The sequence below is a fragment of the Kitasatospora sp. NRRL B-11411 genome (assembly GCF_000721345.1).
Taxonomy (GTDB): Bacteria; Actinomycetota; Actinomycetes; order Streptomycetales; family Streptomycetaceae; genus Kitasatospora; species Kitasatospora cineracea.
On record NZ_JOGH01000001.1, the window covers coordinates 78,263 to 103,743 of the forward strand.

A 25,481-nucleotide genomic window follows, 5' to 3' on the forward strand; every position below is an offset into this window, starting at 1 on the left:
AACGGAAAGGGCGGCGGGTCACAACTTGATAGCTCGATCGGGTGAAATCGGCCCGCCGCCTCCCCAACTGATGAGCCCTCAACTACCGTGGAGGCGCTGCCCCGCCGAGCTGTACCGGCCCCGCGCGGCGGCACCGCCGCACCCGCCTTCCCCGGCCCACCCCCCGTCTCTGCAGCATTCCGCCTTCCTGCCCTCACGAGGAGGATCCGCTGGCCAGCGACATCCCGCCGCAGCGTCTCGACGTGCGGTCGGCACCGTCCCTGCTGGGGCTTCACCGGTTCAACGAAGCCGACTCCGGTGCGGTGGAGGAGGCGCTGCTCGCCTGTTGCGGCAGCCATCGCTGGGCCCTCCGCCTCACCGCCCACCGCCCCTATCCCGACATAGAGTCCCTGCTCGCCGCGGCCAGCGAGGCCAGCTACGACCTGCGCCCCGCGGACCTCGCGGAGGCCCTCGCCGACGAGAGCTGGATGCCCCAGCCGCTGCTCGGCATGCGCGCGCCCGGCAGCCAGGCCGCGCACACCGCGCTGCGCGCCGCCCACGCCGCGTACGAGGCCCGGTTCGGGTACGTCTTCGTGGTCTGCCTGGACGGCGTCGACCCCGAGGAGATGCTGGACGCCGTCCTCACCTCGCTCCGCACCCGGCTCGCCAACGACCCCGACGAGGAACGCCTGGTCTCCGCCGAGGAGTTGCGCCGGATCGCGCTCAGCCGCCTGGAACACCTGGTCGCGGTCAAGAGCTGACGGACCCCCCGGCCGGGGCCCCTTCCCGGGGCCCCGGCCGCATCCCGTTCCGGCCGAACTTGGCCAGCTGCGCCGCCACCACGCCCCGGTCCGGCTCCGGCGCCGGGTGCCCCGTCGCGTCGAGGGTGGTGAAGACCGCCAGCAGGTCCCCGGTCCGGGTGACCAGGGCGCGCTGGACGATGGTGGTGCCGCCGGTTTCATTCGTGAGGGTGAAGGCGGTCGCGGCGTCGGCTCCTCCGGGGGTGGGCGTGTCGAGGCGGGTGAGCAGGTGCCGGCCGGCGGTGGAGGTGAACGCCCGGCAGCGGTCGAGGACCCGGTCGAGCCCGGAGTGCACGGCGGCGGCCCGGCCGGGCCGGAAGGCCAGCACCGCGGTGTAGAGCGAGGCGGGGGTGTCGCCGGCCCGGGCGATGTCGAGGTCGGTCTCGGCCAGCGGGCCGGCCGCGCCCTTGGACGGGGTGAGGGCGTCCAGGACGGGCTGGCAGGCCGGGGCGTCGGCGGTCTGCGGGGGGCTGGAGATGTCGCTCTGGCCGGGCTGCATCAGGGTGACGTGCCAGCCGGGGGCGAGGTCGGCGTCGGTGACGGCCAGCGCGCGCACCGCGGCGGCGTCGTACTCGGGCCAGGCGGAACTCCCGGCGGAGGCCGCCGTGGTGGCCACCACGGCGTCGGCGGAGGGCGGGCGCGGCGCGCCGGTGCAGCCGGCCGCGGCGAGCGCGAGCGCGAGGGCGGTGGGGGCGGCGAGGGCGGGCAGGGGTCGCACGGCGGGCCTCTCGGCTGGGCGGCGGGGGGAGCGGGAGGCGTACCGTAGCGCGGTCAAGCGATGACGCAGCGTCACAGTTCCCGTTCCGATTAGGCCGTGCGTGCCTGATTGATCACACCAGGGGCCCCCGACGGCGGTTGCCGACGGCGCGTCGATAGGATGCTCGCGGCCGGTGGACCGTATCCGGCCGGGCTGACCGACACCGAAGCCGGCCGAGCCCCCGAACCGCTTCCGGAGGGTTTTCCGTGCCGGCTGGAACGCTGTACCGCGGCCGGGAAGGCATGTGGAGCTGGGTGGCTCACCGAGTCACCGGCGTCCTGATCTTCTTCTTCCTGTTCGCACATGTCCTGGACACCGCCCTGGTGCGGGTGTCGCCCGAGGCGTACGACTCGGTGATCGCCACGTACAAGTTCTGGCTGGTGAACCTGATGGAGTACGGCCTGGTGGCCGCCATCCTGTTCCACGCCCTGAACGGTCTGCGGGTCGTGGCGGTGGACTTCTGGGCCAAGGGCCCGAAGTACCAGAAGCAGATGCTGTGGACCGTCGTGGGCGTCTGGGTCGTCCTGATGGCCGGCGCCTTCTACCCCGTCCTCGAGCACACCCTTCGCACCTGGTTCGGGGGCTGATCCTGATGTCGACTGACACCAACGACCTGGTGGTCCCCTCCCTCCAGGCCCACACCGCCAAGGGACTGGGCACCGGCAACCCGGCCGACGCCTTCGTGGTGGAGCCCGCCCGGACCCGCACGAAGAAGACCCCGCGCCGCACCCGCACCAACTTCGAGATGCTCGCCTGGCTGTTCATGCGCCTGTCGGGTGTCGTCCTGGTGGTGCTGGTCCTCGGCCACCTGCTGATCAACCTGATGCTGGACGGCGGTGTCTCCCGGGTCAGCTTCGCCTTCGTGGCGGGCCGCTGGGCGTCCCCGTTCTGGCAGGTCTGGGACCTGCTGATGCTGTGGCTGGCGATGCTGCACGGCTCCAACGGCATGCGCACCGTCATCAACGACTACGCGGAGAAGGACGCCACTCGTCTGTGGCTCAAGGGTCTCCTCGGTGTCGCGACCGTCTTCACGGTCGTCCTCGGCACCCTGGTGATCTTCACCTTCGACCCGAACATCTAGACGAGCCACCAGAGGCGACTGACCCCCATGCAGATTCACCAGTACGACACCGTCATCGTCGGCGCCGGCGGCGCCGGCATGCGCGCGGCCATCGAGTCGACGCAGCGCAGCCGCACCGCGGTGCTGACCAAGCTCTACCCGACCCGGTCCCACACCGGCGCGGCGCAGGGCGGCATGTGTGCCGCGCTCGCCAACGTCGAGGAGGACAACTGGGAGTGGCACACCTTCGACACGGTCAAGGGCGGTGACTACCTGGTCGACCAGGACGCCGCCGAGATCATGTGCAAGGAGGCCATCGACGCGGTCCTCGACCTGGAGAAGATGGGTCTCCCCTTCTCCCGCACCGACCAGGGCCGGATCGACCAGCGCCGCTTCGGCGGCCACTCCCGCAACCACGGCGAGGCCCCGGTCCGCCGGTCCTGCTACGCCGCGGACCGCACCGGCCACATGATCCTGCAGACGCTGTTCCAGAACTGCGTCAAGCACGGCGTCGAGTTCTTCAACGAGTTCTACGTCCTCGACCTGCTGATCAACGAGGGCCGCACCGCCGGCGTGGTGGCCTACGAGCTCGCCACCGGCGAGATCCACGTCTTCCAGGCCAAGGCCGTGGTGTTCGCCTCCGGCGGCACCGGCAAGATGTTCAAGGTCACCTCGAACGCGCACACCCTGACCGGCGACGGCCAGGCCGTGGCGCTGCGCCGGGGCCTGCCGCTGGAGGACATGGAGTTCTTCCAGTTCCACCCGACGGGCATCTGGCGGATGGGCATCCTGCTCACCGAGGGCGCCCGCGGCGAGGGCGGCATCCTGCGCAACAAGGACGGCGAGCGCTTCATGGAGCGCTACGCCCCCGTCATGAAGGACCTCGCGTCCCGTGACGTGTGCTCCCGCGCGATCTACTCGGAGATCCGGGCCGGCCGCGGCTGCGGCCCCGACGGCGACCACGTCTACCTGGACCTGACCCACCTGCCGCCGGAGCAGCTGGACGCCAAGCTGCCGGACATCACCGAGTTCGCGCGCACCTACCTCGGCATCGAGCCCTACACGGACCCGATCCCGATCCAGCCCACCGCGCACTACGCGATGGGCGGCATCCCGACCAACGTCGAGGGCGAGGTCCTGCGCAACAACACCGACATCGTCCCGGGCCTGTACGCCGCGGGCGAGGTCGCGTGCGTGTCGGTGCACGGCGCCAACCGCCTGGGCACCAACTCGCTGCTGGACATCAACGTGTTCGGCCGCCGGGCGGGCATCGCGGCCGCCGAATACTCCGACAAGCACGACTTCGTGCCGCTGCCGGAGAACCCGGGCGCGCTGGTCGAGGCGCTGGTGGAGGGCCTGCGGGAGTCCACCGGCACCGAGTCGGTCGCCAAGATCCGCCAGGAGCTGCAGGAGTCGATGGACACCAACGTGTCCGTCTACCGCACCGGCAAGACCCTGCAGCAGGCCGTCGAGGACGTCGCGGCGCTCAAGGAGCGCTTCAAGAACGTCTCGATCGCGGACAAGGGCTCGCGCTACAACACCGACCTGCTGGAGGCCGTCGAGCTGGGCAACCTGCTCGACCTGGCCGAGGTCCTGGTCGTCTCCGCGCTGGCCCGCGAGGAGTCCCGCGGCGGTCACTACCGCGAGGACTTCCCGACCCGCGACGACGTGAAGTTCATGCAGCACACCATGGCGTACCGCGAGGTGGCCGAGGACGGTTCCACCTCGATCCGCCTCGACTACAAGCCGGTCGTGCAGACCCGCTACCAGCCGATGGAGCGTAAGTACTGATGTCCACTCCGACCGTCGAGACGCACTCGGCCGCGCTGGACGCGGTCGAGGCGGGCAGCACCCAGCTGATCAGCGTCACCTTCCGGATCCGCCGGTTCAACCCGGAGGAGCACCCGGACCCGGTGTGGGTGGACTACCAGCTGGAGATGGACCCGAAGGAGCGCGTCCTGGACGCGCTCAACAAGATCAAGTGGGAGCAGGACGGCACGCTCACGTACCGCCGCTCCTGTGCGCACGGCATCTGCGGTTCGGACGCCATGCGGATCAACGGGCGCAACCGGCTGGCGTGCAAGACCCTGATCAAGGACGTCAACCCGGAGAAGCCGATCACGATCGAGGCCATCAAGGGCCTCGCGGTCCTCAAGGACCTGATCGTGGACATGGACCCGTTCTTCCAGGCGTACAAGGACGTCATGCCGTTCCTGATCACCAACGGGAACGAGCCGACCCGCGAGCGGCTGCAGTCGCAGGCCGACCGCGAGCGCTTCGACGACACCACCAAGTGCATCCTGTGCGCCGCGTGCACCTCCTCGTGCCCGGTGTTCTGGAACGACGGCCAGTACTTCGGCCCGGCGGCGATCGTCAACGCGCACCGCTTCATCTTCGACTCGCGCGACGAGGGCGGCGAGCAGCGCCTGGAGATCCTCAACGACCGTGAGGGCGTGTGGCGTTGCCGCACCACCTTCAACTGCTCGGAGGCCTGCCCGCGCGGCATCGAGGTCACCAAGGCGATCCAGGAGGTGAAGCGCGCGCTCGTCACGCGTCGCTTCTAGTCCGACCCGCTCGAAGGGCCCGTCCGGAGTTCGCTCCGGGCGGGCCCTTCGGCGTCCGGTCCGCGCGGCGTCCGGGCGGGCCGCGTTCAGGCGGGGCGGCGGGTGCGGACGGTGGCGAGGGTGAGCAGCAGCGGGCCGAGGAACAGGGCGGCGCCCATCGTCCGGTAGTCCTGGTCGGCGGCGGAGGCGGTGAGTGCCAGCTGGGCGCCGAGGACGGCCGCGCCGGCCACCGGGACCAGGGCCCGGATCCGGTGCCGCCAGGCGTGCAGCACGGCGGCGGCCAGGCCCAGGTAGGCCCACAGGGCGCCGCGCCACAGCAGCCAGTCGAGTTGCGGGGCGCGCAGCAGGGTGTGGCTCCAGCCCGCGGCGGCGTGCAGCGGGTGCCACAGGCCGCGCGAGCCGGCCGCCGGGCCGGGCACCCCGGTGGCGGCGTGCGGGCCGCCGTCGGCCGCCCACACGGCCCAGGCGATCCGGCCCCGGCAGAGCCGGGCGTCCAGTACCCGGTCGGGGTGGTCGCGGAGCAACTGCCGCCAGGTGTCGGCGAGTTCGGTTCCGGCGCGGCGGGCCGCGGCCGGGTTCCAGCGGTCGGTGAGGGCGGCGGTGGCGGAGCAGTCGGCGCCTGCCGCGGCCCAGTCGGCGGGCGGGGCGACCGCCGTCAGCGCCGGGTCCAGCGGGGCGGCGGCCCGGTACTGGGCCCGGGCCAGGTCGGCGGCCCGCAGCGGGTGCAGGTCGCCGCCGCGAGCGGCGGGGTGGCCGAGCAGTCCGAGCGCGATCGGCACCGCCAGCGCGAGCACGGTCAGCAGCGCGAGGCGCACCCGGGCCCCGGGCAGGAACAGCAGCAGCACCGCGACGGCGACCAGGGCCGTCCCGGCGCCCCGGGTGCCGGTCAGGGCGAGGGCGCAGACGGCCGCGGTCAGCGCGGCCAGGTCCAGCCGCTGGGCGGGGCCGCCCTGCGCGAGGGTGCCCTGGGCCCGCCGGGCGAGCAGCCGCAGCCCCGCCCCGGTGAGCAGCAGCGCGGCGACGGTGGCGATCGCCTCGGGGGTGGCCGAGACCACCAGGCTCGCGGTCGGCGGCAGTCCGGCCAGTACCAGCGCGACCGGCCCGCTGTAGCGCCCGCGCACCCCGAAGTGGGCCAGCGCGGCCACCAGGTAGCCGAGGGCGAAGGCCGCCGCCGCGGTCTGCACCAGCACCGCAGGACCGGTGTGCAGGGCCCGCACCGCGGCCGCGTACAGCGGCGCGCCCGGCTCGGGGGCGTCCCCGGTGAACGCCGGGTAGACCGCCGCCCACCACAGCAGCAGCACCGCCCAGCAGGCCGCGGCCACCGCGGACGGCAGCCGCAGCCGGGACTTCGCCCGCCGGTGCCGCCGCTCCCGTTCCTGCCGCCGCGCCCACTCCGGGCGGGTCTCACCGAGGGTGGTACTGGTACTCACGCCGAAGCCCTCCCAGCAGTTCGTGCCGGGCAGGCTAGCAGCGGGATTCGGCCACTTGAAGGGGGCCCGCACCGGGAAGCTCCGGCGCCGGCCCCCGGGGGCCCCGAGGGGGCGGCGTCAGGCCAGGGCGCCCCGGCCGGTGGACGCGGTGGTGCCGCGGTGGGTGAGCAGGTGGCGGTCGGCGGTGACGGCGTACAGGTCGGGGCGGCCGTCGCGCAGGCGGCGAGCAGGCGCGGGGGCACGGCTCGGGTCGAGGCCCCCGGGGGAGACGTCGGACGGGCGGGTCGGGCCCGCCCGGCCGGACGTCTTTCTTCTCGGCCCGGGTGCTGCGCCAGCGAATCGACCGTGCCTCGGACGGGCCTTTTCGCGGGGGGGGATTATTCGGCGGCGGTGCCCTCGGCGGCGGCCGCGCCGCGCAGGGCGCGCAGGCCGCGGACGCCGATCCAGCCGATGGCGAGGCCGAGCAGCAGGGAGGTGACGGTGAGCAGCAGGTGGACCCAGAAGAACGCGGTGGGCTGGGAGTGGTCGCCGTTGACGAAGGCCTGGCCGCCGGAGTCCTTCCACAGGTTCTTGGCGAAGGTCGTCCAGACGAAGAGCGACCAGACGCCGAAGGCGGTGAGGAACCAGGAGACCGGGCGGCTGAGCTTCATGGCGGGGGTCCTTCGCGGCAGACGGGGTGCCCGTCCAGTATGCGGGGCCCGCCGATCGGAGCAGCGGGCGGTACTCGTTCGTGGCGCGGGGCGGCGGCGTCGCCGGGGGCCGGGCGGGGTGCGGGTTATTTTCCCGGAATGCTGATAATCCGCCGGATTCTCCACGGTTCGTCCGCTGCCGCCCTGCTGCTGGTGCCCGTCCTGCCGGCGGGCGCCGCCGTGCCCGGGGACGCCCCGCCGCCCGGCGTGGTGGGCGGGGAGCGGCTGGGCGCGGCGGGGGCGCAGGTGGCGCCGGGGCCGGGGGCGCCGCCGCTGCCGAAGGACCTGACCGGGCAGTCCTGGGTGGTCGCGGACGCGGGCAGCGGGCAGGTGCTGGCGGCGTTCAACGCGCACGCCCAGCTGCCGCCCGCGTCGACGCTGAAGATGCTGTTCGCGGACACCGTGCTGCCGCGCTTCCCGGCCTCCCAGGTGCACCGGGTGACCTGGACGGAGCTGCAGGGGATGGGCGCGGGCAGCAGCCTGGTGGGCATCAAGGAGGACCTGGACTACAAGGTCGAGGACCTGTGGCGCGGGGTGTTCCTGTCCTCCGGCAACGACGCGGTGCACGTGCTGGCGAACATGAACGGCGGCGTGGCGAAGACGGTGGCCGACATGCAGGCCCGGGCCGAGCAGTTGCAGGCCCGGGACACCCACGTGGTCAGCCCGGACGGCTACGACATGGACGGGCAGGTCACCTCGGCGTACGACCTGACCCTGTTCGCCCGGGCGGGCCTGCGCAATCCGGAGTTCCGCGGCTACTGCGCGACCCGCTGGGCGCAGTTCCCGGGCGCGGTGGACAAGAAGACCGGGCAGCGCGGGAGCTTCGGCATCGCCAACACCGACCGGCTGCTGGGCAAGTACCCGGGCCTGATCGGGGTGAAGAACGGCTACACCACCAACGCGGGCGCCACCTACACCGGCGCGGCCGAGCGCGACGGGCGGACCCTGCTGGTGACGGTGATGCACCCGGCGAACGGCACGAAGGTGTACGACGAGGCGGCGGCGCTGCTGGACTGGGGCTTCGCCGCGGCCGGCAAGGTCACCCCGGTGGGGGTGCTGGCCGAGGACGGCGCCCCGGAGCAGCAGGCCCCGGCGGCCGCCGCGCAGCCGGTGGCGGACGCCCCGGCGCCCTCGGGCACCCCGGCCGGGTCGGCTCCGCCGGCCGGTCCGGCGAGCGGGCTGGCGGCGCACGCCGCGGCGGGCGGCCCGGGGCCGGCCACCTGGTCGGCGGTGGGGCTGTGCGCGGCAGTCGCGGTGGCGGGGCTGCTGCGGCTGCGGGCGCTGCGCCGCCGGGCCGCCCGGTCGGGGGGCTGATCGGCCGGGGGCTGACCGGACGCCGGACGGGCGCGCGCCCGTCCGGCGCGTCCCGGGGCGTCAGGCGGCCCGGCGGGCGGCGCGCAGGGCCCGGCGCACCGAGCGGGTGGCGAACGGCGGCAGCACGTCGAGGGCGACCCGGCGGGGCAGCGAGCGGCGGGCCGGAGTGGGCGTCCGGGACGGCCCGGACCGGGGCTCGTCCCAGGCGAGGCGGTGGCAGAGCTGCCCGGCGAGGTGCTCCTCGTCGAGCCGGAAGCCCTCGCCGCGCCAGTCCCGGGCCAGCAGGTCGGCGCGGACGGCGTCGGGGTCGCCCCAGGTGCCGTAGAACTTCTCGGGGGTGAGCAGGACCGGGCGCAGGTCGAGGGTGAAGACGGCCTCCCAGACGGCGGCGGCCACGCCGGGGGTGTGCGGGGCCCGGTAGTCGTCGAGGGCGACGACGCCGTTCTTGGCCAGGGCGTCCCGGGCGACCAGGATGTCGCCGGCCACGTGCTCGTACAGGTGGGAGGCGTCGACGTGGACGAAGCGGCAGCTGCCGGCCGGGATCCGGCCGTCGGCGAGCACCGAGGTGGGGGCCTGGACGATCACCGGCAGGGCGGGGTGGAAGGCCCGGTAGTTGGTCTCGAAGGCGCGCCGGGTCAGGGTCTGCCGGTAGGACATGTCCATCTCGGCGGAGTTCTCGTCGTCCGGCGCGTCGAGGTCGAACAGGTCGCAGACGGTGAGGGTCTCGCCGTCGCGCAGGTGGCTGCCGAGCAGGATCGCCGAACGGCCGAGGTAGGCACCCAGCTCCAGCAGGTCGCCGGTGGTGCCGGCGGCGCTCTGCCGGTCGAGCAGGTGCGCGAAGACCTCCTGGTCGGCCCGGAAGAACCAGCCCGGGACGTCGTCGGGGGTGGCCGGCACGGGCAGCCCGGTGGGGGCGGGCGGCACGGCGGCGGTGTCGGGTGCGGACACACGGTCTCCTGGGGAGCTGGCCGGCGACCGGGTAGGGCGCGGCGGCGGCGTGCGGTCGGCGGAAGCCGGTCGGCTGTGACCGGGATCATAGTCACTCGTCCGGATGGCGGACAGCAGGAGGAGCGGGTGTTTTCGCGGCGGCCTCCAGCGCGGCCCCGGCCTGCCGCAGGGCGCGCTGCCGGGCCTCCTCCGGGTCGGCGAGCGCGGTCCAGGCCGCGCAGTACATCAGCAGCCGGGAGACGAAGTCGATCCACAGCAGCAGCGCCACCGGCACGCCGAACGCCCCGTACAGGCTGCGGCCGGCCACCGAGCCCAGGTAGGAGGAGAGCAGCAGTTTCAGCAGTTCGAAGCCGACCGCGCCGATCAGCGCGCCCTCCAGCAGGGCCCGGCGGTGCTGGCCGGTGATCCGCGGGAACGGGCCGAGCAGGTAGGCGAACAGCAGCAGGTCGGCGCAGACCGCGATCAGGAAGCCGAGCCCGGACAGCAGCCAGCGGGCGGCGGTGCCGTGCAGGTCCAGGCCGTCGGCGAGCCGGTGGGCCAGGGTGGTGGCGAGCGCGGAGGCGGCCAGCGAGGCCAGGCAGACCAGGCCGAGGCCGAGCAGCACCACGCAGTCGCGGGCCTTCACCAGGACGGGGTTGCCGCCGTCGTCCGGCAGCCGCCATATGGCCCGCACCGCGCCGCGCATGGTGTCCACCCAGCCGAGGCCGGAGACCACCAGCAGCAGGCCGGAGACCAGGCCGACGGTGCCGGCGTTGGCGACCATGGCGTTCAGGTCGAGCGAGTCGGCGAGGCCGGGCAGCTGCTCGGTGATCTTGTCCTGGAGCTGGTGCACCCGGGAGTCGGAGAGGGTGGCCAGGGCGATCGCCAGGGCCACCGTGAGCAGCGGGAACAGGGCCAGGAAGCCGAAGAAGGTGACCGCCCCGGCCAGCCGGTTGCCCTGCACGTCGTCGAAGAGCAGGTACACCCGGTAGGGGCGGCTGCGCAGCAGGCGGGCGGCCGCCGGGCCGATCACGGGCAGCTTGGTGAGGAAGTCCACGCCTGGCTGTATACCGCCGTCCGGGCCACCGGGGCGGGAACGACGCGGGAACGGGGCGCGCCGTGACGCACCGTCAGCGTCCGCTCACCGGGCGGCGGTTCGGCCGCGGACGGCGCGGCGGCTCAGCGGCGGTCCGGCGGCGGCTCAGCGCCGGCTCAGCGGCGGACGGCGCGGCGGGCCCGGGCGAGCACCCGCAGGCCCTGGAAGCCCAGGTAGTTGCCGCGGCCGAGCAGCTCGCCGCGCAGGCCCTCCCGGCCGGGGGCCGGCCGGTAGCCGGCCGGACGGTGCCGGGCGCAGTGCTCGGCGGCCCGGCGGAAGAACTCGCGGCGGTCGCCGGCCGGGACCCGGCCGGGCTTGGAGACCACGGTGGCGAGGTGGCCGAGCATCATCCGGTAGATGACGGGGCGCCAGCGGTCCAGGTCGGGGCGGGTGTCGAGGAAGGCGAACACCCGGTCGTACTGGGCGAAGACGTCGAAGTGCTTGCGGGAGGCGGTGGCGAGGATGTTGCCGCCCTCGCGGCGCTGGCGGTAGTGGACGCCGACGGCGTCGAGCAGGGTGATCCGCTCGGCGGCGAGCAGCGCCGGGTAGGTGAACGGGGTGTCCTCGTAGTAGCCGGGCGGGAAGTCCAGGCCGTGCCGGAGCAGGAACTCGCGGCGGTACGCCTTGTTCCAGGCGACCTGCAGCAGGTCGAGCAGGTCGCGGCGCTCGTCGAGGGTGAACACCTCGGCGCCGGGCCGGGCGAAGACCGGGGCGGAGGCGGAGCGGGTGACCCGGCCGTCCCAGTAGCTGCGGGCGTAGTCGAACACCAGCAGGTCGGGGTCACCGGTGGCGCGCAGCCGGGCGTCGGTGTCGGCGAGCAGGCCGGGGGTGAGGGTGTCGTCGCTGTCCAGGAAGACCAGGTAGTCGCCGGTGGCGAGTTCGGCGCCGGCGTTCCGGGCCGGGCCGAGGCCGACGTTCTCCGGCAGGTGCCGGACGGTGACCCGGCTGTCGCGGGCGGCCGCGGCGTCCAGGATCGCGCCGCAGCCGTCCGGCGAGCGGTCGTCGACCGCGATCAGTTCGAAGTCCGTGAAGGACTGGGTCAGGACCGACTCCAGGCACTCCGGGAGGTACTCCTCGACGGCGTGCACCGGCACCACAACGCTGAACCGCGGCATCTCTTCACTCTCCCGACCTGGCCTGGCCTGGCGCAGACTAGCAAGCCCGGAGAGGTAGGATCGCGGCCGGTGCCGGTCCGCTTTAGCACGTTTCTCGGGCCCGCCGGTCGCACTCCCTGAGGAAAGGCTCTGCGCTACCGATGGCCCCCCGTCTGTCCGTCGTCGTCCCGATCTACAACGTCGAGCGCTACCTCGAGGAGTGCCTGGACTCCATCGCCGCCCAGACCTTCGCCGACTTCGAGTGCGTCATGGTCGACGACGGCTCCAAGGACTCCAGTGCCGCCATCGCCGAGGCGTACGCCGCGAAGGACTCCCGGTTCCGGCTGGTGCGGCAGGTCAACAAGGGCCTGGGGGCGGCGCGCAACACCGGCTACCGGCACGTCTCCCCGGACAGCGAGTTCCTCGCCTTCGTCGACAGCGACGACACCATGCCGCCGTCCGCGTACGAGCTGATGATCGGCACCCTGGACGAGACCGGTTCGGACTTCTGCACCGGCAACGTGCAGCGCTTCCGCGCGGTCGGCCACTACCAGTCCGGCGGCCACCGCAAGCCGTTCGCGGCGACCCGGCTGCGCACCCACATCACCGAGATCCCGGCGCTGATCACCGACCGCACCGCCTGGAACAAGGTCTACCGGCGCTCGTTCTTCGACGAGGCGGGCGTGCTGTACCCCGAGGGCATCCTGTACGAGGACGCCCCGGTCAGCGTGCCGCACCACTTCATGGCCCGCCGGGTCGACGTGCTCGCCGAGCCGATCTACCACTGGCGCGAGCGGGAGGTCGGCGAGATGTCGATCACCCAGATGAAGACCAACCCGCGGGGCGTCCTCGACCGGGTCAAGTCGATGGAGCTGGTCCGGGACTGGCTCTCCGCGCAGGGCGACCCGAAGTACCGCAAGTACCTGCGCACCTACGACGAGAACAACCTCGTCGAGGAGATCCCGATGTTCTTCGGCTCGGTGCTGGAGAACGACCCGGAGTACAACGCGGCCTACCTGGAGTCGGTCGGCCGGCTGCTGCGCGCGATCGGCCCCGAGCAGGTCCGCAAGCTGCGCGCCCCGCTGCGGCTCAAGTACCACCTGACCCTGCAGGGCCGGCTGGAGGAGCTGATCGAGCAGCTCCGCTTCGAGCAGGACAGCAACGGCGCGGCCCCGGCCCGCGGCCTGCTGCGCCCGTACGCCGACTACCCGTTCCTGCGCGGCGGCCGCAAGAGCGTGCCCGCGGACGTGCTGCGGCTGAAGAACGCCCTGGTGATGCGCTCGCGGCTGTACGAGGCCCGCTGGGAGGGCGGGAAGCTCCAGCTGACCGGCCACGCCTTCCCCGAGCACCTGGGCGCCGAGCACAAGCACGACATGGTCAAGGCGCTGATCCTGCGCGAGGCCAAGGGCCGCGGCGTGGTGGCCGTGCAGACGAAGGCGCAGTACTCCCCGGAGGCCACCTCCAGCTCCCCGCACGACCTGTACAGCTGCGACTGGGCGGGCTTCGCCGCGTCCATCGACCCGCAGCGGCTGAAGTCCCGCGGCGCCTGGAAGGAGGGCTCCTGGCGGGTCCTGGTGGCCGGGGCCGGCAAGGGCGGCGTGTACAAGGGCCGGGTGTCGGTCGGCTGGCACGACCGCAACGAGTACCCGCCGGTGCACTGGGTCGAGGACGACGTCCGGATCGTGCCGTGGTCCCGGGACGGCCACCTGCTGCTGCGGGTGGAGCGGGTGCGCGCCCGGGCGGTGGCGGCCGCCGCCGCGGACGGCGCGGTCGAGCTGCGCGGCCTGGTCCGCTCCGGCCCGGACCTGGCCGGCGCCGAACTGCGGCTCACCCACGTCGAGTCGGACCGCGAGCTGTTCGCCGAACTGGAGCTGGGCACCCCGGCCGGCCGCGACCTGCCGTTCACCGCGCGGTTCCGGACCGCCGACCTGACCGCCGTCCGGGAGGCCTGGGACGCCCTCGACCCGACCGCCGAGGAGCGCACCCGGGACCGCTGGGACCTCGAACTCAAGCTGGCCGACGGCAGCACGCTGCCGCTGGTGCTGGACGACCGCACCGCGCCGGTGGAGCTGCACCTGCCGCTGCCGGGCGGCGGGCGCTCGCTGTACGCCAAGCCCTCCCCGTCCGGCTACCTGCAGCTGTGCGACCAGGTGCTGCAGCCGGTGATCGAGGAGGTGGCCCGGGCCGCCGACGGCGAGGGCTTCGTGCTCAGCGGCTCGTTCCCGCTGCCCGGCGCGCACCGCTACGAGCTGGTGATCCGGCACCACAAGCGCCAGGAGGAGCACGCCTACCCGGTGGAGATCGCCGACGGCCGGTTCCGGGCCGCGCTGCCCGCCGTGCCGACCGCGTCCTTCGCCGGCCGGGTGCCGCTGCACAAGGGCACCTGGACGGTGCTGTTCCGCCCGGTCGGCGCGCCGGTCGACAGCCCGTGGCCGGCGGCCGCGCTGGCCGCGGGGACCTTCGACGCGCTGCCGCTGGAGGTCGAGGCCCGCGGCAAGCGGATCGCCCTGGAGCGCCGTGGCTTCGACACCCTCTCGCTGGAGTCGCACGACCCGCTGGGGCCGGACGAGCGCAGCGGCTACCGGCAGCGCGCCCTGCGCCACGCCTACACCGAGCAGCAGGCCGGCCCGCTGACCGACACGGTGCTGTACCACACCGTCCGGGAGGACTGGTGGGCCGCGGACGGCGGCGTCTACAGCGACTCGCCGCGGGCGGTGCACGAGGAGCTGGTCCGCCGCGGCCTGCCGCTGCGCCACCTGTGGACCTCGGTGGACCTGCAGGCCGAGCTGCCGCAGACCGCCGAGGCGGTCCGGCACCGCTCCCCCGAGTGGTTCCGGGCGCTGTCCACCGCGAAGTACATCGTCACCTCCACCCACCTGCCCACGTACTTCCGCCGCCGCCCCGGCCAGGTCGTCCTGCAGACCTGGCAGGGCGTGCCGCTGAAGCGGATCGGCACCGACTTCGAGAAGGTCTGGTTCACCGACTCCGGGTACCTGGAGCACCTCAAGGAGGAGGTGCCGCAGTGGAGCCTGCTGACCGCGGGCAACCGCTGGTCGGTGCCGGTGCTGCGGCGCGCCTTCGGGTACGGGGGGAAGGTGCTGGAGAGCGGCTCGCCGCGCAACGACCTGCTGTTCGCCGCCGACCGGGAGAAGACCGCCGAGCGGGTGCGCGAGCAGCTCGGCCTGCCCGAGGGCAAGAAGGTGGTGCTGTACGCGCCGACCTTCCGGGAGGACCGCCGGCTGCCGGACGGCGGCTACCAGCTGAACCTGCAGCTCGACCTGGACGCGGCCCGGGCCGCGCTGGGCGACGACCAGGTGCTGCTGGTGCGCGGCCACGAGGTGGTGCGCGGGCAGATCGCCGAGGCCGGCAACGGCTACGTGTGGGACGTCAGCACCTACCCGGACACGGCGGAGCTGCTGCTGGTCGCCGACGTGCTGGTGACCGACTACTCCGCCTCGGTGTTCGATTTCATGAACACCGGCCGCCCGGTGCTGTTCTTCACCTACGACCTCGAGCACTACCGCGACAACCTGCGCGGTTTCAGCTTCGACTTCGAGGCCCAGGCGCCCGGCCCGCTGCTGCGGACCTCCGCCGAGGTGGTCGCGGCGCTCGGCGACCTGCCGGGGACGGCCGCCCGGTACGCCGAGAAGTACGCGGCGTTCCGCGAGGCGTACGGGGACCTGGACGACGGCCAGGCCGCGGCGCGGGTGGTGGACGCGCTGCTGGCCGAGGGCGAGTAGCCGGGGGCGCCGACCGGCGGCGGCCGCGTCGCCGCCGGTCAATGGACTGCCAATTCCCTGCATATTTCAGGAAAAGCTGAGAACTTTCCCAGAAAGCAGGGAATTGACTTTCCCCATTCACCTGGCTGTCATGGGCGAGTGTCTCGCATCTCCCTTTTCGCCGGCCGCCAGGACCGCCTCCGCACCGCACCGGCCGCCTCCGCCCGGGTCGGGCTGCGCCAGGCCGTCTGGGACGGCGACGTCCTGTCGCTGTCCGGCGACGGGCGGCTGGAGGGCCATCCCGGCGACCGCCCGGGCGAGACCGCGGTCACCCTCGAACTGACCCCGCCCACCGAGCAGCGGCCGCTGGTCCTGCCGACCCACCCCCGCTACCTGCCCGAGGCCACCGACGACAGCGGCCAGCAGGCGCACGGCCTCGACTGGACCGGCTTCACCGCGCTGCTCGACCCCCGGTCGCTGGGCCCGGGCGGCCGGTGGCGGCCCGGCACCTGGCGGGTCGACGCGCTGGTGGCCGCCGGCCAGGTCCGGGCCCGCGCCCCGCTGGCCGCGCACTGGTGCGGCAGCGCCGAGTACCCGCCCGCCCGCTGGGTCGACGAGGGCGTGCTGCTGGTCCCCCGGTTCGGCGGCGGCACCCTGCAGCTGACCGTGCTCACCGGCCTGGGCGCCGTCACCGGCCTGGAGCGCACCCCCGACGGCTTCCGGCTCTCCGGCCGGGCCCCCGCCGCGGCCGCCGGCGGGCGGCTGATACTGCGTCACCGGGAGACCGACACCGCCGTCGGCTGCGCCACCGACTGGGACGGCGCCGCGTTCACCGCCCGGATCGCCGCCGGGCAGTGCTCGCTCACCGGGCACTGGGAGCCGGCCCTGCTCGGCCCCGGCGGCGCCACCGTCGACCTGCGCGCCGACTGCCCGCCGGCCGGCCGCCGCCAACTCCCGCTGCCGGACCGGCAGGTGCTGTACGCCAAGCAGCTCTCCGACCTGCACCTGCAGTTCTGCGTCCAGGACCCGGAGCCGCTGGTCGACACCCTCACCGCCGTCCCGGAGGGCTACCGGGTGGCCGGCGAGCTGCCGCACCACGACGGCGCCGCGCTCGAACTGGTGCTGCGCCACAGCGGCGACGGCCGGGAGCGCCGGCGCCCCGTCACCACCGGCCCGGACGGCCGGTTCGGCACCGTCCTGCCGCTGGAGCCGCCGGCCTCCGACGGCCGCCCCCGCCCGCTCGCCAAGGGCGTCTGGGAGCTGTCGCTGCGCCGGGCGGGCGCCCCCGAGCACGAGGAGCTGTCGCTGCGCCTGCACCCCGGCGTCCTGGAGGCGCTGCCGCTGCGCGCCGCGCGCGGCCCCAAGACCTTCGTGCTGGAGCGCCGCTGGCACGACACCCTGATCCTGGACAGCACCCCGGTGCTCACCGCCGCCGAGCGCAGTGCCCGCCGCCAGCTGCGGCTGCGCACCGTGGCCTACCCGGAGGCCCGCCGCCGCCCGCTGCGCGACGCCGTGCTGTACGACGTCTTCGGCGGCCGCAGCTACTCCTGCAACCCGCGCGCCGTGCACGAGGAACTGGCCGCCCGCGGCCTGCCGCTGGAGCACCTGTGGGTGGTCGAGGACGGCCAGGAGCAGCCCCCGCCGGGCACCACCGCGCTGCGGATGTGGAGCCCCGAGTGGTACGAGGCGCTGGCCACCAGCCGCTACCTGGTCGGCAACACGCACTTCCCGGAGTTCCTGGAGCGCCGCGAGGGCCAGGTCGTCGCCCAGCTGTGGCACGGCACCCCGCTCAAGCGGATAGCGCGCCAGGTGCGGGCCGCGTGGATGACCGAGGACGGCTACCTGGACCGGCTGGAGCACGAGGTCCGGCAGTGGAACCTGCTGCTCTCCCCCAGCCCGTTCGCCACCCCGGTGCTGGCCGACTCCTTCGACTACCGCGGCGAACTGCTGGAGGCCGGCTACCCGCGCAACGACCGGCTGGTGCGCGCCGACCCGGCCGAGCGGGCCGCGGTCCGGGCCCGGCTCGGCGTCCCCGAGGGGCGCACCGCGGTGCTGTACGCCCCGACCTGGCGCGACGACCAGCGCGAGGGCGACCGCTACCGGCTCGACCTGCAGCTGGACCTCGGGGCGGCCCGGGCCGCCCTCGGCGGGGACCACGTGCTGCTGCTGCGCCCGCACGTGCACGTCGGCGGGCGGATGCCGGACGACGACTTCGTCCGGGACGTCTCGGACCACCCGGACGTCACCGACCTGATGCTGGCCGCCGACGTGCTGGTCACCGACTACTCGTCGCTGATGTTCGACTTCGCGGTGACCGGCCGGCCGATGCTGTTCTTCACCTACGACCTGGAGCACTACCGCAACCGGCTGCGCGGCTTCACCTTCGACTTCGAGTCGAGCGCCCCGGGCCCGCTGCTGGCGGACTCGGCCGCCGTGGTGGCCGCCCTGCGCGACCTCGACCCGGAGCCGTACCGGGAGCGCTACCGGGCGTTCCGGGAGCGGTTCTGCCCGCTCGACGACGGCCGGGCCGCGGCCCGGGTGGTGGACCGGATGCTCGAACTCGCCGGACGGCTCCCGGCGGACTCCCAGTGAACCCGCCGGGAACTCCCAGCCCGGACGCCCCGGCCGGCCGGGGTGTCCGGGCCGCTCAGGCCGGCCCGAACGCGTAGCTCCGCCAGGGGCGCCACACCGAGTCGGCGCCGAACCGGGAGAGCACGAACTCGGCGACCTCGAAGACCGCCCGGAACCCCCGGGCGTCCTCGTACGCGCGGTCCAGGACGGGCTCGGGCAGGCCGTGCGCGACGGTGACGTGCGGGTGGTAGGGGAAGGCCAGCTCGCGGGCCAGCGGGCCGGAGCGGACCTCGGCCTCCAGCACCCGGCACTCCTGGGCGCCCTCCTCGACCCGGACGAACACCACCGGGGAGACCGGCCGGAAGGTGCCGCTGCCCTGCAGCAGCATCCGGAACGGCCGCTGCGCGGCGGCCACCGCCCGCAGGTGGCGTTCGATCGCGGGCAGGAAGCCGGTGCGGGTCTCGGTCGGCGGCAGCAGGGTGACGTGGGTCGGTATCGACCTGGCCTGCGGGTCGCCGTGCCCGGCCCGGGCGTCCTGCACCAGGCTGCCGTACGGCTCCGGGACGTGTATGGACACGCCGATGGTGACGGCCTCGTCGAGGCCGTCACCCTCGGTGGCGGCAGCCGTCGGCATCAGCGCTTGGGCGCCAGGAAGCCGACCCGGTCGTAGACCTCGGCGAGCGTCTCGGACGCCACCGCGCGGGCCTTCTCGGCGCCCAGCGCGAGGACCCGGTCCAGCTCGGCCGGGTCGTCCAGGTACTGCTGGGTGCGGGCCTGGAACGGGGTGACCCACTCGGTGAACAGGTCGGCCAGCTCGGTCTTCAGGGCGCCGTACATCTTGCCCTCGAAGTGCGCGACCAGCTCGTCGATCGACCGGCCGCTGAGCGCGGAGTGGATCCGCAGCAGGTTGGAGACGCCGGGCTTGTTCGCCTCGTCGTAGGTCACCACGGTGTCGGTGTCGGTGACCGCGCTCTTGAACTTCTTGGCGCTGGTCTTCGCCGGGTCGAGCAGGTTGACCAGGCCCTTGTCGGTGGCCGCGGACTTGCTCATCTTCGCGGCCGGGTCCTGGAGGTCCTGGATCTTGGCGGTGGCCTTGAGGATGTACGGCTCGGGGACGGTGAAGGTCTTGCCGTAGCGGGTGTTGAAGCGGTCCGCGAGGTCGCGGGTGAGCTCCAGGTGCTGGCGCTGGTCCTCGCCGACCGGCACCGCGTCGGCCTGGTAGAGCAGCACGTCGGCGACCATCAGCACCGGGTAGGTGAACAGGCCGACCGTGGTGCGGTCGCTGCCCTGCTTGGCCGACTTGTCCTTGAACTGGGTCATCCGGGACGCCTCGCCGAAGCCGGTGAGGCAGTTCATCACCCAGGCCAGCTGCGCGTGCTCGGGCACCTGGGACTGCACGAACAGGGTGCAGCGCTCCGGGTCCAGGCCGGCGCCGAGCAGCTGGGCGGCGGAGATCCGGGTGTTCTGCCGCAGCACCGCCGGGTCCTGCTCGACGGTGATCGCGTGCAGGTCGACCACCATGTAGAAGGCGTCGTTGGCCTCCTGCAGGTCGACCCACTGGCGCACCGCGCCGAGGTAGTTGCCCAGGTGGAAGGAGCCCGAGGTGGGCTGGATGCCGGAGAGCACCCGGGGACGGTCCTTCACGGGACCGGTGACCGCTGCGTTGACCATGGGGCCATTGTTCCAGCTTCCCCGGCCGGTCAGGAAACCTCCGGGGCGAGCGGACCGGCCGGTGTGACGGTGCTCACCCGCAGCCGTTCGATCCGCCGCCCGTCGAGGCGGGCCACGGTCAGCCGGGCCCCGGTCTCGGTGACCACCTGGTCGCCCTTGCGGGGCAGCCGGCCCAGCTCGCGCACCACGAACCCGGCGACCGTCTCGTACGGGCCCTCGGGCAGGGCCAGGCCGGTCTCCTGGGTGAAGTCGGCGAGGTTGAGCAGGCCGTCGATCTCCATGCCGCCGCCGGCCAGCCGGCGGGTCGCGGTGGTGTCCTGGGCGTCGTACTCGTCGCGGATCTCGCCGACCACCTCCTCGACCAGGTCCTCCAGGGTGACGATGCCCGCGGTGCCGCCGTACTCGTCGACCACGATCGCCAGGTGGTGGCCCTCCCGGCGCATCTCGCTCATCGCCTCCAGCACCCGCTTGGTGGCGGGCAGCAGCTTCACCGGGCGGGCCAGCTCGCGCACCCGGACGGCCTGCTCGCCGCGCGCCCCGTACAGGTCGCGGACGTGCACGAAGCCGGTCACCGCGTCGTACGAGCCGTCGACCACCGGGTAGCGGGAGTGCGGGGCGGAGTCGGTCTCGTGGCGGACCTCGGCGACCGGGCGGTCGCCGTCCAGGAAGGTCACCTCGGTGCGCGGGACCATCACCTCGCGCAGCTGGCGCTCCCCGGCCGCGAACACCTCGTTGATCAACTCGCGTTCGTCCGAGCCGAGTTCGGTGTTGGCGGCGACCAGGCCGCGCAGTTCCTCGGGGCTCATCACGCCGCGCCCGGCGCTCGGGTCGCCGCCCAGCAGCCGGACCATCAGGTTGGTGGAGTGGCCCAGCAGCCAGATCGCCGGCCGCAGCACCACCGACATCACGTCCACCACCGGCGCGGCCAGCAGCGCGATCGACTCGGCCCGCTGCAGGCCGATCCGCTTGGGCGTCAACTCGCCCAGCACCAGCGAGGCGTAGGAGATCACCAGGGTCAGGCCGACCAGCGCGACCGCGTCCGCGACGCCCTCGGACAGGCCCGCCCGGACGAACACCGGCGCCAGCTTGCCCGCCAGGGTGTCGGCGCCGAACGCCGCCGACAGGAAGCCCATGCAGGTCACCCCGACCTGCACCGCCGCCAGGAACCGGTTCGGGTCCGCCGCCAGGTGCGCGGCCCGCGCGGCCCGCCGCGTCCCCACCGCCTCCAGGGCCCGGATCTGGCCCTCGCGCAGCGAGATCAGCGCGATCTCGGCGACGTTGAACAGGCCGCCCAGCATGATGAACACCAGGACGAGCGCCGCGTCCTGCAGGGTTTCGCTCACAGCCCGCAATCCTAGGGGTCAGCCCCGCCGGCGCCTGGCGGAAACGGACGGCCGGGAGCGCGCGTAACATGCCGGTGCACCCGAACCGTCCCCCGGTGGAGCCGCGCTGCACCGGAAGCGGGTCGAACCGCTGCCCCGCCGTTCCGGCTCGGGCACCCAACGGCCGAAAGCGCAGGACTGATCCCATGGCCCGGACCGACTCGTCCCCGCCGATGCCCTCCACCGACCGGTCCGCGGGACGGGCGCACGCCCGGACGGCCGCGCTGCCGCCGGCCCTGCAGCGGCTGGCCCGCGCGGTCTGGCTGCCGCCGGCCCTGCTGACCCTGGCGGCCGGCCTACTGATGATCAAGCGTCCGGTGCTGTGGCACGACGAGCTGGCCACCCTGACCGTGATCCGGCGCCCCACCGGCGCGATCCTCGCCATGCTCCAGCACGTCGACGCGGTGCACGGCTTCTACTACCTGTTCATGCACTACTGGACGTCGCTGTTCGGCGAGTCGCCGACGGTGCTGCGGCTGCCGACGGTGCTGGCGATGTCCGGCGCGGCGGCCTGCGTCGCGCTGGCCGGCCGCCGGATGTTCGGCGCCCGGGCCGGCCTGCTCGGCGGCCTGGTCTTCGCCCTGGTGCCGACCGTGGTGCGCTACGGCCAGGAGGCCCGCTCGTACGCGTTCGTGGTGCTGCTGGCCTCGGTGGCCCTGCTGGCCCTGCTGCGGGCCGTGGAGCGGCCCACGGTGCTGCGCTGGGGCCTGTACGCGCTGTCCCTGGTGGGCACCGCCTACCTGCACCTGGTGGCGCTGACCTTCCTGGCCGCGCACGGCCTGGCCGTGCTGATCGCCTGGTGGCGGGAGCGCCGCGCGTGGCGCCGCCCGGTCGGCTTCACCGCCGCCGTGCTGCTGGCCGTGGCCTGCGCGTACCCGCTGATCCACCTGGGCACCAAGCAGTCCGGGCGGCAGATCAGCTGGATAACGGTGCCGGTGCCCGACGACCTGACCCTGGTGTGGGGCGGGATATTCTGCTCGACCCTGATGGCGGGCGGCGTGCTGCTGGCGGGCGCGCTGGCCTGGGGCGGGCCGCGGCGGGACTCCGCCGCGCTGGGCACGGCGGGCGTGCTGGTGCCGGTGCTGCTGTTGTGGGAGCTGTCCCGGGTGGGCTCGGTGTCGTACTTCATCCCGAAGTACATGTTCTTCGTGCTGCCGGCCGCCTGCGTGCTGGCCGGCGGCGGCCTGGCGCTGGTCCGGCTGCGCGGCGCGGCCGTCGCGCTGGCCGTCCTCGGCCTGCTGTCGTTCCCCGACCAGGCGGCGGTGCGCGACCCGCTCTCGCACGCCCACTACGAGTACCCGAAGCCGCTGACCTGGTTCGCTCCGCTGGACTACCGGGCCGCGGCCCGGATCATCGACGCCAACTACCTGCCCGGCGACGGCGCGGCGTACGGCCAGCAGCGCGACGCCGTGTGGTGGGGCGTCGACAACGGCGTGCCGTACTACCTGCAGTACCTGCCGCACCACGTGAAGCTGCGGGACGTCACGGCCGGGGAGAGCGGGCAGCAGCGCGACGACCTGTGGCCCACGCTGTGCGCCGAGCCGGAGTCCTGTCTGCACGACGAGCCGCGGATCTGGCTGGTCTCCAAGGACGACGGCGACCCGGACGTGCTGAACACCGTGACCGTCCCCGAGCAGCAGACCCTGGACCGGCACTTCACCGTCCAGCGGGTGTGGAAGGTCTCCGGCCTGAGCGTCGCCCTGCTGGTGCGCAAGTAGCGCCCGGCGCACACGGCGAAGGCCGGGATCCCCGCGGGGATCCCGGCCTTCGCCGTGTGCGGGAGGGGGCTCAGATGAGGCCGAGCTCCTGCACCGCGTCGCGCTCCTCGGCGAGCTCGGCGACCGAGGCGTCGATCCGCTTGCGGTCGAACTCGGAGAGGTCCAGGCCCTGGACGATCTCGAACTTGCCGTCCTTGGTGGTGACCGGGAAGGAGGAGATCAGGCCGGCCGGCACGCCGTACGAGCCGTCGGAGACGATGCCCATCGAGGTCCAGTCGCCCTCGGGGGTGCCGTTGACCCAGGTGTGCACGTGGTCGATGGCGGCGTTCGCGGCCGAGGCGGCCGAGGAGGCGCCGCGGACCTCGATGATCTCGGCGCCGCGCTTGGCGACCTTCGGGATGAAGAACTTCTCGACCCACTCCTGGTCGGCGCCGACGGCGTCGAAGGCGGCCTTGCCGGAGATCTCGGCGTGGAACAGGTCCGGGTACTGGGTGGCGGAGTGGTTGCCCCAGATGGTGACCTTCTTGACGTCCTCGACGGTGACGCCGGCCTTCTTGGCGAGCTGGGCGACGGCCCGGTTGTGGTCCAGGCGGGTCATCGCGGTGAAGCGCTCGGCCGGCACGTCCGGGGCGTTGCGCTGGGCGATCAGGGCGTTGGTGTTGGCCGGGTTGCCGACCACCAGGACCTTGATGTCGTCCGCGGCGTTGTCGTTGATGGCCTTGCCCTGCGGGCCGAAGATGCCGCCGTTGGCGGAGAGCAGGTCGCCGCGCTCCATGCCCGCGGTGCGCGGACGGGCGCCGACCAGCAGGGCGACGTTGGCGCCGTCGAAGGCGGTGTTCGCCTGGTCGGTGACGGTGATGTCGCGCAGCAGCGGGAACGCGCAGTCGTCCAGCTCCATGGCGACGCCCTCGCCCGCCTTCAGGCCCTGCGGGATCTCCAGGAGGCGCAGGTTCACCGGGACGTCGGCACCCAGCAGGTGGCCCGAGGCGATGCGGAAGAGCAGCGCGTAGCCGATCTGGCCGGCGGCTCCGGTGACGGTGACGTTGACGGGGGTGCGAGTCATTTCAGCCTTCTCCTGCGATCGCCAGGTGCCCCAGGCACACCGGCGCGCTGGAGCCGAGGATGATCTCTCGATATCGAGAGACCTGGGCAAGGCTATCGCAAGGCCGAAGAGCGCGAAGCCAGGGGCGCGGGGAACCGCGTGCGGTTCCCCGCGCCCCGGCTCCGCTCACCGCATCGGGTGCCCGATCAGCCGTCCGATGTTCTCCAGCACCGGCACCCGCAGCCACGGGTCGGGCTGGGCGACCAGGGTGAGCAGCAGGATCGCGCCGCCGAGCAGGAACATCAGGGTGACGTCGGTGAACCGGCTGCGGACGGCGAGCAGCCCGACGTCGGGCAGGCCGAGCCGGAGCAGGCCGCCGAGCAGCATCGCCGCGCCGACGGTGAGCAGGCCGGGCCGGAAGTGGCCGCTCCAGGTGGTGAGCAGGCCGGCCGCGGCCACGGCGAGCACCAGGGTGATCGGCCACTGGCGCAGCGGGAGGGTGTGGCGACGGCCGAGGGCGGCCGCGGAGCCCTCCGGGGGCAGGGTGCCCAGGGTGGTGACGGGGGGACGGCGGCGGCCTCGCCGCGGGACGCCGGGCACCGGTGTCAGACGCCGGCGCGGCGCTCGGCCGCCTCGACGATGTTGTTGAGGAGCATGGCGCGGGTCATCGGACCGACGCCGCCGGGGTTGGGGGAGATCCAGCCGGCCACCTCGGCGGCGCCGGGGTGCACGTCGCCGACGATCTTGCCCTCGCTGCGGGAGACGCCGACGTCGAGGATGGCCGCGCCGGGCTTGACGTCCTCGGGCTTGACCAGGTGCGGGACGCCCGCGGCGGCGACGATGATGTCGGCCTTGCGCAGGTGCGCGGCGAGGTCGCGGGTGCCGGTGTGGCAGAGCGTCACGGTGGCGTTCTCGCTGCGGCGGGTGAGCAGCAGGCCGATGGAGCGGCCGACGGTGATGCCGCGGCCGACCACGACGACCTCGGCGCCGTCGAGGGCGACGCCGTGGCGGCGGAGCAGTTCGACGATGCCGAGCGGGGTGCAGGGCAGCGGGCCGTCGATGCCGAGGACGAGGCGGCCGAGCGAGGTCGGGTGGAGGCCGTCGGCGTCCTTGTCGGGGTCCATGAGTTCGAGCACGCGGTTCTGGTCCAGGCCCTTGGGGAGCGGGAGTTGGACGATGTAGCCGGTGCAGGACGGGTCGGCGTTGAGCTCGCGGACGACGTTCTCGACGTCCTCCTGGGTGGCGGTGGCGGGCAGTTCGCGCTGGATGGAGGCGATGCCGATCTCCGCGCAGTCCCGGTGCTTGCCGTTGACGTACCACCGGCTGCCCGGGTCGTCGCCGACCAGGACGGTGCCGAGGCCGGGGACGATGCCCCGTTCCTTGAGGGCCGCCACGCGGACGGCGAGTTCGGACTTGATCGCGGCCGCGGTGGCCTTGCCATCGAGAATCTGGGCAGTCATGGGCCCATTCTCCCGGATCCGGGGCGGGGGGCGTGCCGCCGTACCGCCCGTCGGACCGGCGCGGCGCGGCGGCCACCGAGCGTCCCCGGGGCGGACACGGAGCGTGCCGGCCCGTTGCGGTTGTGCCACGGTCCGGTGCGGGTTGCGGCTGGCGGCTGGACAGCGCGGCGTGGTACGGACGACGATGGCTTGGCAATCCCTGCCGCAC

21 protein-coding genes are annotated in these 25,481 nt (G+C 73.7%); 9 read left to right on the forward strand and 12 right to left on the reverse strand.

All coding sequences use genetic code 11. From position 1 onward, the window contains the following. Nucleotides 1-242 precede the first annotated feature (242 nt). The gene (locus tag IH44_RS0100375) at nucleotides 243-740 is read left to right on the forward strand and encodes a 2-oxo-4-hydroxy-4-carboxy-5-ureidoimidazoline decarboxylase (protein ID WP_030457311.1); all 498 of its coding nucleotides are present in this window, start codon (nucleotides 243-245) and stop codon (nucleotides 738-740) included. On the opposite strand, the gene IH44_RS0100380 is transcribed toward IH44_RS0100375, so the two are convergent. Next, a complete protein-coding gene (locus IH44_RS0100380; protein ID WP_030457312.1) occupies nucleotides 730-1,497 on the reverse strand; it encodes a hypothetical protein in 768 nt (255 codons plus the stop codon). The two genes, IH44_RS0100375 and IH44_RS0100380, sit on opposite strands and share 11 nt — an antisense overlap. Nucleotides 1,498-1,742: 245 nt before the next feature. Between IH44_RS0100380 and sdhC the strand changes: the two genes are divergently transcribed. Genes sdhC through IH44_RS0100400 form a run of 4 tightly spaced genes read left to right on the forward strand, consistent with a single transcriptional unit; the run spans nucleotide 1,743 to nucleotide 5,160 of the window. Beyond that, entirely contained in the window at nucleotides 1,743-2,123 is a 381-nt protein-coding gene (gene sdhC / locus IH44_RS0100385) for a succinate dehydrogenase, cytochrome b556 subunit (protein ID WP_030457313.1), read from the forward strand. Between the two features lie 5 nt (nucleotides 2,124-2,128). Further along, nucleotides 2,129-2,617, forward strand: coding sequence for a succinate dehydrogenase, hydrophobic membrane anchor protein (gene sdhD / locus IH44_RS0100390; protein ID WP_030457314.1), 489 nt, complete (start codon nucleotides 2,129-2,131; stop codon nucleotides 2,615-2,617). Nucleotides 2,618-2,644: 27 nt separating this feature from the next. Further along, nucleotides 2,645-4,387, forward strand: coding sequence for a succinate dehydrogenase flavoprotein subunit (gene sdhA, locus IH44_RS0100395; protein ID WP_030457315.1), 1,743 nt, complete (start codon nucleotides 2,645-2,647; stop codon nucleotides 4,385-4,387). Beyond that, complete coding sequence (locus IH44_RS0100400; RefSeq protein ID WP_030457316.1) at nucleotides 4,387-5,160, forward strand: succinate dehydrogenase iron-sulfur subunit; 774 nt, start codon at nucleotides 4,387-4,389, stop codon at nucleotides 5,158-5,160. Before sdhA ends, IH44_RS0100400 begins: the two co-directional genes overlap by 1 nt. An 86-nt stretch (nucleotides 5,161-5,246) precedes the next feature. On the opposite strand, the gene IH44_RS0100405 is transcribed toward IH44_RS0100400, so the two are convergent. Next, the gene (locus IH44_RS0100405) at nucleotides 5,247-6,590 is read right to left on the reverse strand and encodes a hypothetical protein (protein WP_030457317.1); all 1,344 of its coding nucleotides are present in this window, start codon (nucleotides 6,588-6,590) and stop codon (nucleotides 5,247-5,249) included. A 377-nt stretch (nucleotides 6,591-6,967) separates the two neighbouring features. Then, complete coding sequence (locus IH44_RS0100410; protein WP_030457318.1) at nucleotides 6,968-7,240, reverse strand: SCO4848 family membrane protein; 273 nt, start codon at nucleotides 7,238-7,240, stop codon at nucleotides 6,968-6,970. A 138-nt stretch (nucleotides 7,241-7,378) separates the two neighbouring features. Here IH44_RS0100410 and IH44_RS0100415 point away from each other — a divergent pair, with 138 nt between their 5' ends. Beyond that, nucleotides 7,379-8,593 carry a D-alanyl-D-alanine carboxypeptidase family protein gene (locus tag IH44_RS0100415; protein WP_030457319.1) on the forward strand — a complete coding sequence of 405 codons (1,215 nt, stop codon included), beginning with the start codon at nucleotides 7,379-7,381 and terminating at the stop codon, nucleotides 8,591-8,593. Nucleotides 8,594-8,653: 60 nt separating this feature from the next. On the opposite strand, the gene IH44_RS0100420 is transcribed toward IH44_RS0100415, so the two are convergent. The 3 genes from IH44_RS0100420 to IH44_RS0100430 all read right to left on the reverse strand — a co-directional run bounded on the left by IH44_RS0100420 (nucleotide 8,654) and on the right by IH44_RS0100430 (nucleotide 11,731). Further along, on the reverse strand, nucleotides 8,654-9,541 hold the full coding sequence (locus IH44_RS0100420; protein ID WP_107066449.1) for a class I SAM-dependent methyltransferase: 888 nt from the start codon (nucleotides 9,539-9,541) through the stop codon (nucleotides 8,654-8,656). Between the two features lie 91 nt (nucleotides 9,542-9,632). Then, the gene (locus IH44_RS0100425; RefSeq protein ID WP_030457321.1) at nucleotides 9,633-10,577 is read right to left on the reverse strand and encodes a YihY/virulence factor BrkB family protein; all 945 of its coding nucleotides are present in this window, start codon (nucleotides 10,575-10,577) and stop codon (nucleotides 9,633-9,635) included. Between the two features lie 155 nt (nucleotides 10,578-10,732). Continuing rightward, a complete protein-coding gene (locus IH44_RS0100430) occupies nucleotides 10,733-11,731 on the reverse strand; it encodes a glycosyltransferase (RefSeq protein WP_030457322.1) in 999 nt (332 codons plus the stop codon). A gap of 140 nt (nucleotides 11,732-11,871) precedes the next feature. Here IH44_RS0100430 and IH44_RS0100435 point away from each other — a divergent pair, with 140 nt between their 5' ends. Both IH44_RS0100435 and IH44_RS0100440 read left to right on the forward strand, forming a co-directional pair. Beyond that, complete coding sequence (locus IH44_RS0100435; RefSeq protein ID WP_030457323.1) at nucleotides 11,872-15,450, forward strand: CDP-glycerol glycerophosphotransferase family protein; 3,579 nt, start codon at nucleotides 11,872-11,874, stop codon at nucleotides 15,448-15,450. 138 nt (nucleotides 15,451-15,588) lie between these two features. Then, complete coding sequence (locus IH44_RS0100440; protein ID WP_051816393.1) at nucleotides 15,589-18,021, forward strand: CDP-glycerol glycerophosphotransferase family protein; 2,433 nt, start codon at nucleotides 15,589-15,591, stop codon at nucleotides 18,019-18,021. 55 nt (nucleotides 18,022-18,076) lie between these two features. Here the strand turns inward: IH44_RS0100440 and IH44_RS0100445 are convergent, their stop codons facing one another. Genes IH44_RS0100445 through IH44_RS0100455 form a run of 3 tightly spaced genes read right to left on the reverse strand, consistent with a single transcriptional unit; the run spans nucleotide 18,077 to nucleotide 21,014 of the window. Beyond that, entirely contained in the window at nucleotides 18,077-18,634 is a 558-nt protein-coding gene (locus IH44_RS0100445) for a 2'-5' RNA ligase family protein (protein WP_051816394.1), read from the reverse strand. Further along, nucleotides 18,634-19,671: a tryptophan--tRNA ligase gene (gene trpS, locus IH44_RS0100450; protein WP_030457326.1), complete on the reverse strand. Its 1,038-nt coding sequence runs from the start codon at nucleotides 19,669-19,671 to the stop codon at nucleotides 18,634-18,636. Before trpS ends, IH44_RS0100445 begins: the two co-directional genes overlap by 1 nt. Before the next feature lie 29 nt (nucleotides 19,672-19,700). Then, entirely contained in the window at nucleotides 19,701-21,014 is a 1,314-nt protein-coding gene (locus tag IH44_RS0100455) for a hemolysin family protein (RefSeq protein ID WP_030457327.1), read from the reverse strand. 185 nt (nucleotides 21,015-21,199) lie between these two features. Between IH44_RS0100455 and IH44_RS0100460 the strand changes: the two genes are divergently transcribed. Further along, nucleotides 21,200-22,771, forward strand: a complete 1,572-nt coding sequence (locus IH44_RS0100460; protein WP_051816395.1) for a glycosyltransferase family 39 protein — start codon at nucleotides 21,200-21,202, stop codon at nucleotides 22,769-22,771. A gap of 70 nt (nucleotides 22,772-22,841) precedes the next feature. On the opposite strand, the gene IH44_RS0100465 is transcribed toward IH44_RS0100460, so the two are convergent. From IH44_RS0100465 to IH44_RS0100475, 3 genes are all read right to left on the reverse strand, one after another. Further along, nucleotides 22,842-23,834 (reverse strand): malate dehydrogenase, encoded by a 993-nt coding sequence (locus IH44_RS0100465; RefSeq protein ID WP_030457329.1) that lies wholly within the window; start codon nucleotides 23,832-23,834, stop codon nucleotides 22,842-22,844. Between the two features lie 165 nt (nucleotides 23,835-23,999). Then, the gene (locus IH44_RS0100470; protein ID WP_081966657.1) at nucleotides 24,000-24,413 is read right to left on the reverse strand and encodes a DUF3017 domain-containing protein; all 414 of its coding nucleotides are present in this window, start codon (nucleotides 24,411-24,413) and stop codon (nucleotides 24,000-24,002) included. Nucleotides 24,414-24,418: 5 nt separating this feature from the next. Continuing rightward, nucleotides 24,419-25,273 (reverse strand): bifunctional methylenetetrahydrofolate dehydrogenase/methenyltetrahydrofolate cyclohydrolase, encoded by an 855-nt coding sequence (locus IH44_RS0100475; protein ID WP_030457330.1) that lies wholly within the window; start codon nucleotides 25,271-25,273, stop codon nucleotides 24,419-24,421. Between the last annotated feature and the right edge of the window lie 208 nt (nucleotides 25,274-25,481).

What these genes read in the sequence shown, in the direction of transcription:
- IH44_RS0100415 (WP_030457319.1), top strand. Translation starts at nt 7,379, where the DNA reads ATGCTGATAATCCGCCGGATTCTCCACGGTTCGTCCGCTGCCGCCCTG.
- IH44_RS0100400 (WP_030457316.1), top strand. Translation starts at nt 4,387, where the DNA reads ATGTCCACTCCGACCGTCGAGACGCACTCGGCCGCGCTGGACGCGGTC.
- IH44_RS0100430 (WP_030457322.1), bottom strand. Translation starts at nt 11,731, where the DNA reads ATGCCGCGGTTCAGCGTTGTGGTGCCGGTGCACGCCGTCGAGGAGTAC.
- sdhA (WP_030457315.1), top strand. Translation starts at nt 2,645, where the DNA reads ATGCAGATTCACCAGTACGACACCGTCATCGTCGGCGCCGGCGGCGCC.
- IH44_RS0100435 (WP_030457323.1), top strand. Translation starts at nt 11,872, where the DNA reads ATGGCCCCCCGTCTGTCCGTCGTCGTCCCGATCTACAACGTCGAGCGC.
- IH44_RS0100445 (WP_051816394.1), bottom strand. Translation starts at nt 18,634, where the DNA reads ATGCCGACGGCTGCCGCCACCGAGGGTGACGGCCTCGACGAGGCCGTC.
- IH44_RS0100475 (WP_030457330.1), bottom strand. Translation starts at nt 25,273, where the DNA reads ATGACTGCCCAGATTCTCGATGGCAAGGCCACCGCGGCCGCGATCAAG.
- sdhD (WP_030457314.1), top strand. Translation starts at nt 2,129, where the DNA reads ATGTCGACTGACACCAACGACCTGGTGGTCCCCTCCCTCCAGGCCCAC.
- IH44_RS0100460 (WP_051816395.1), top strand. Translation starts at nt 21,200, where the DNA reads ATGGCCCGGACCGACTCGTCCCCGCCGATGCCCTCCACCGACCGGTCC.
- IH44_RS0100410 (WP_030457318.1), bottom strand. Translation starts at nt 7,240, where the DNA reads ATGAAGCTCAGCCGCCCGGTCTCCTGGTTCCTCACCGCCTTCGGCGTC.
- trpS (WP_030457326.1), bottom strand. Translation starts at nt 19,671, where the DNA reads ATGGTCAACGCAGCGGTCACCGGTCCCGTGAAGGACCGTCCCCGGGTG.
- IH44_RS0100465 (WP_030457329.1), bottom strand. Translation starts at nt 23,834, where the DNA reads ATGACTCGCACCCCCGTCAACGTCACCGTCACCGGAGCCGCCGGCCAG.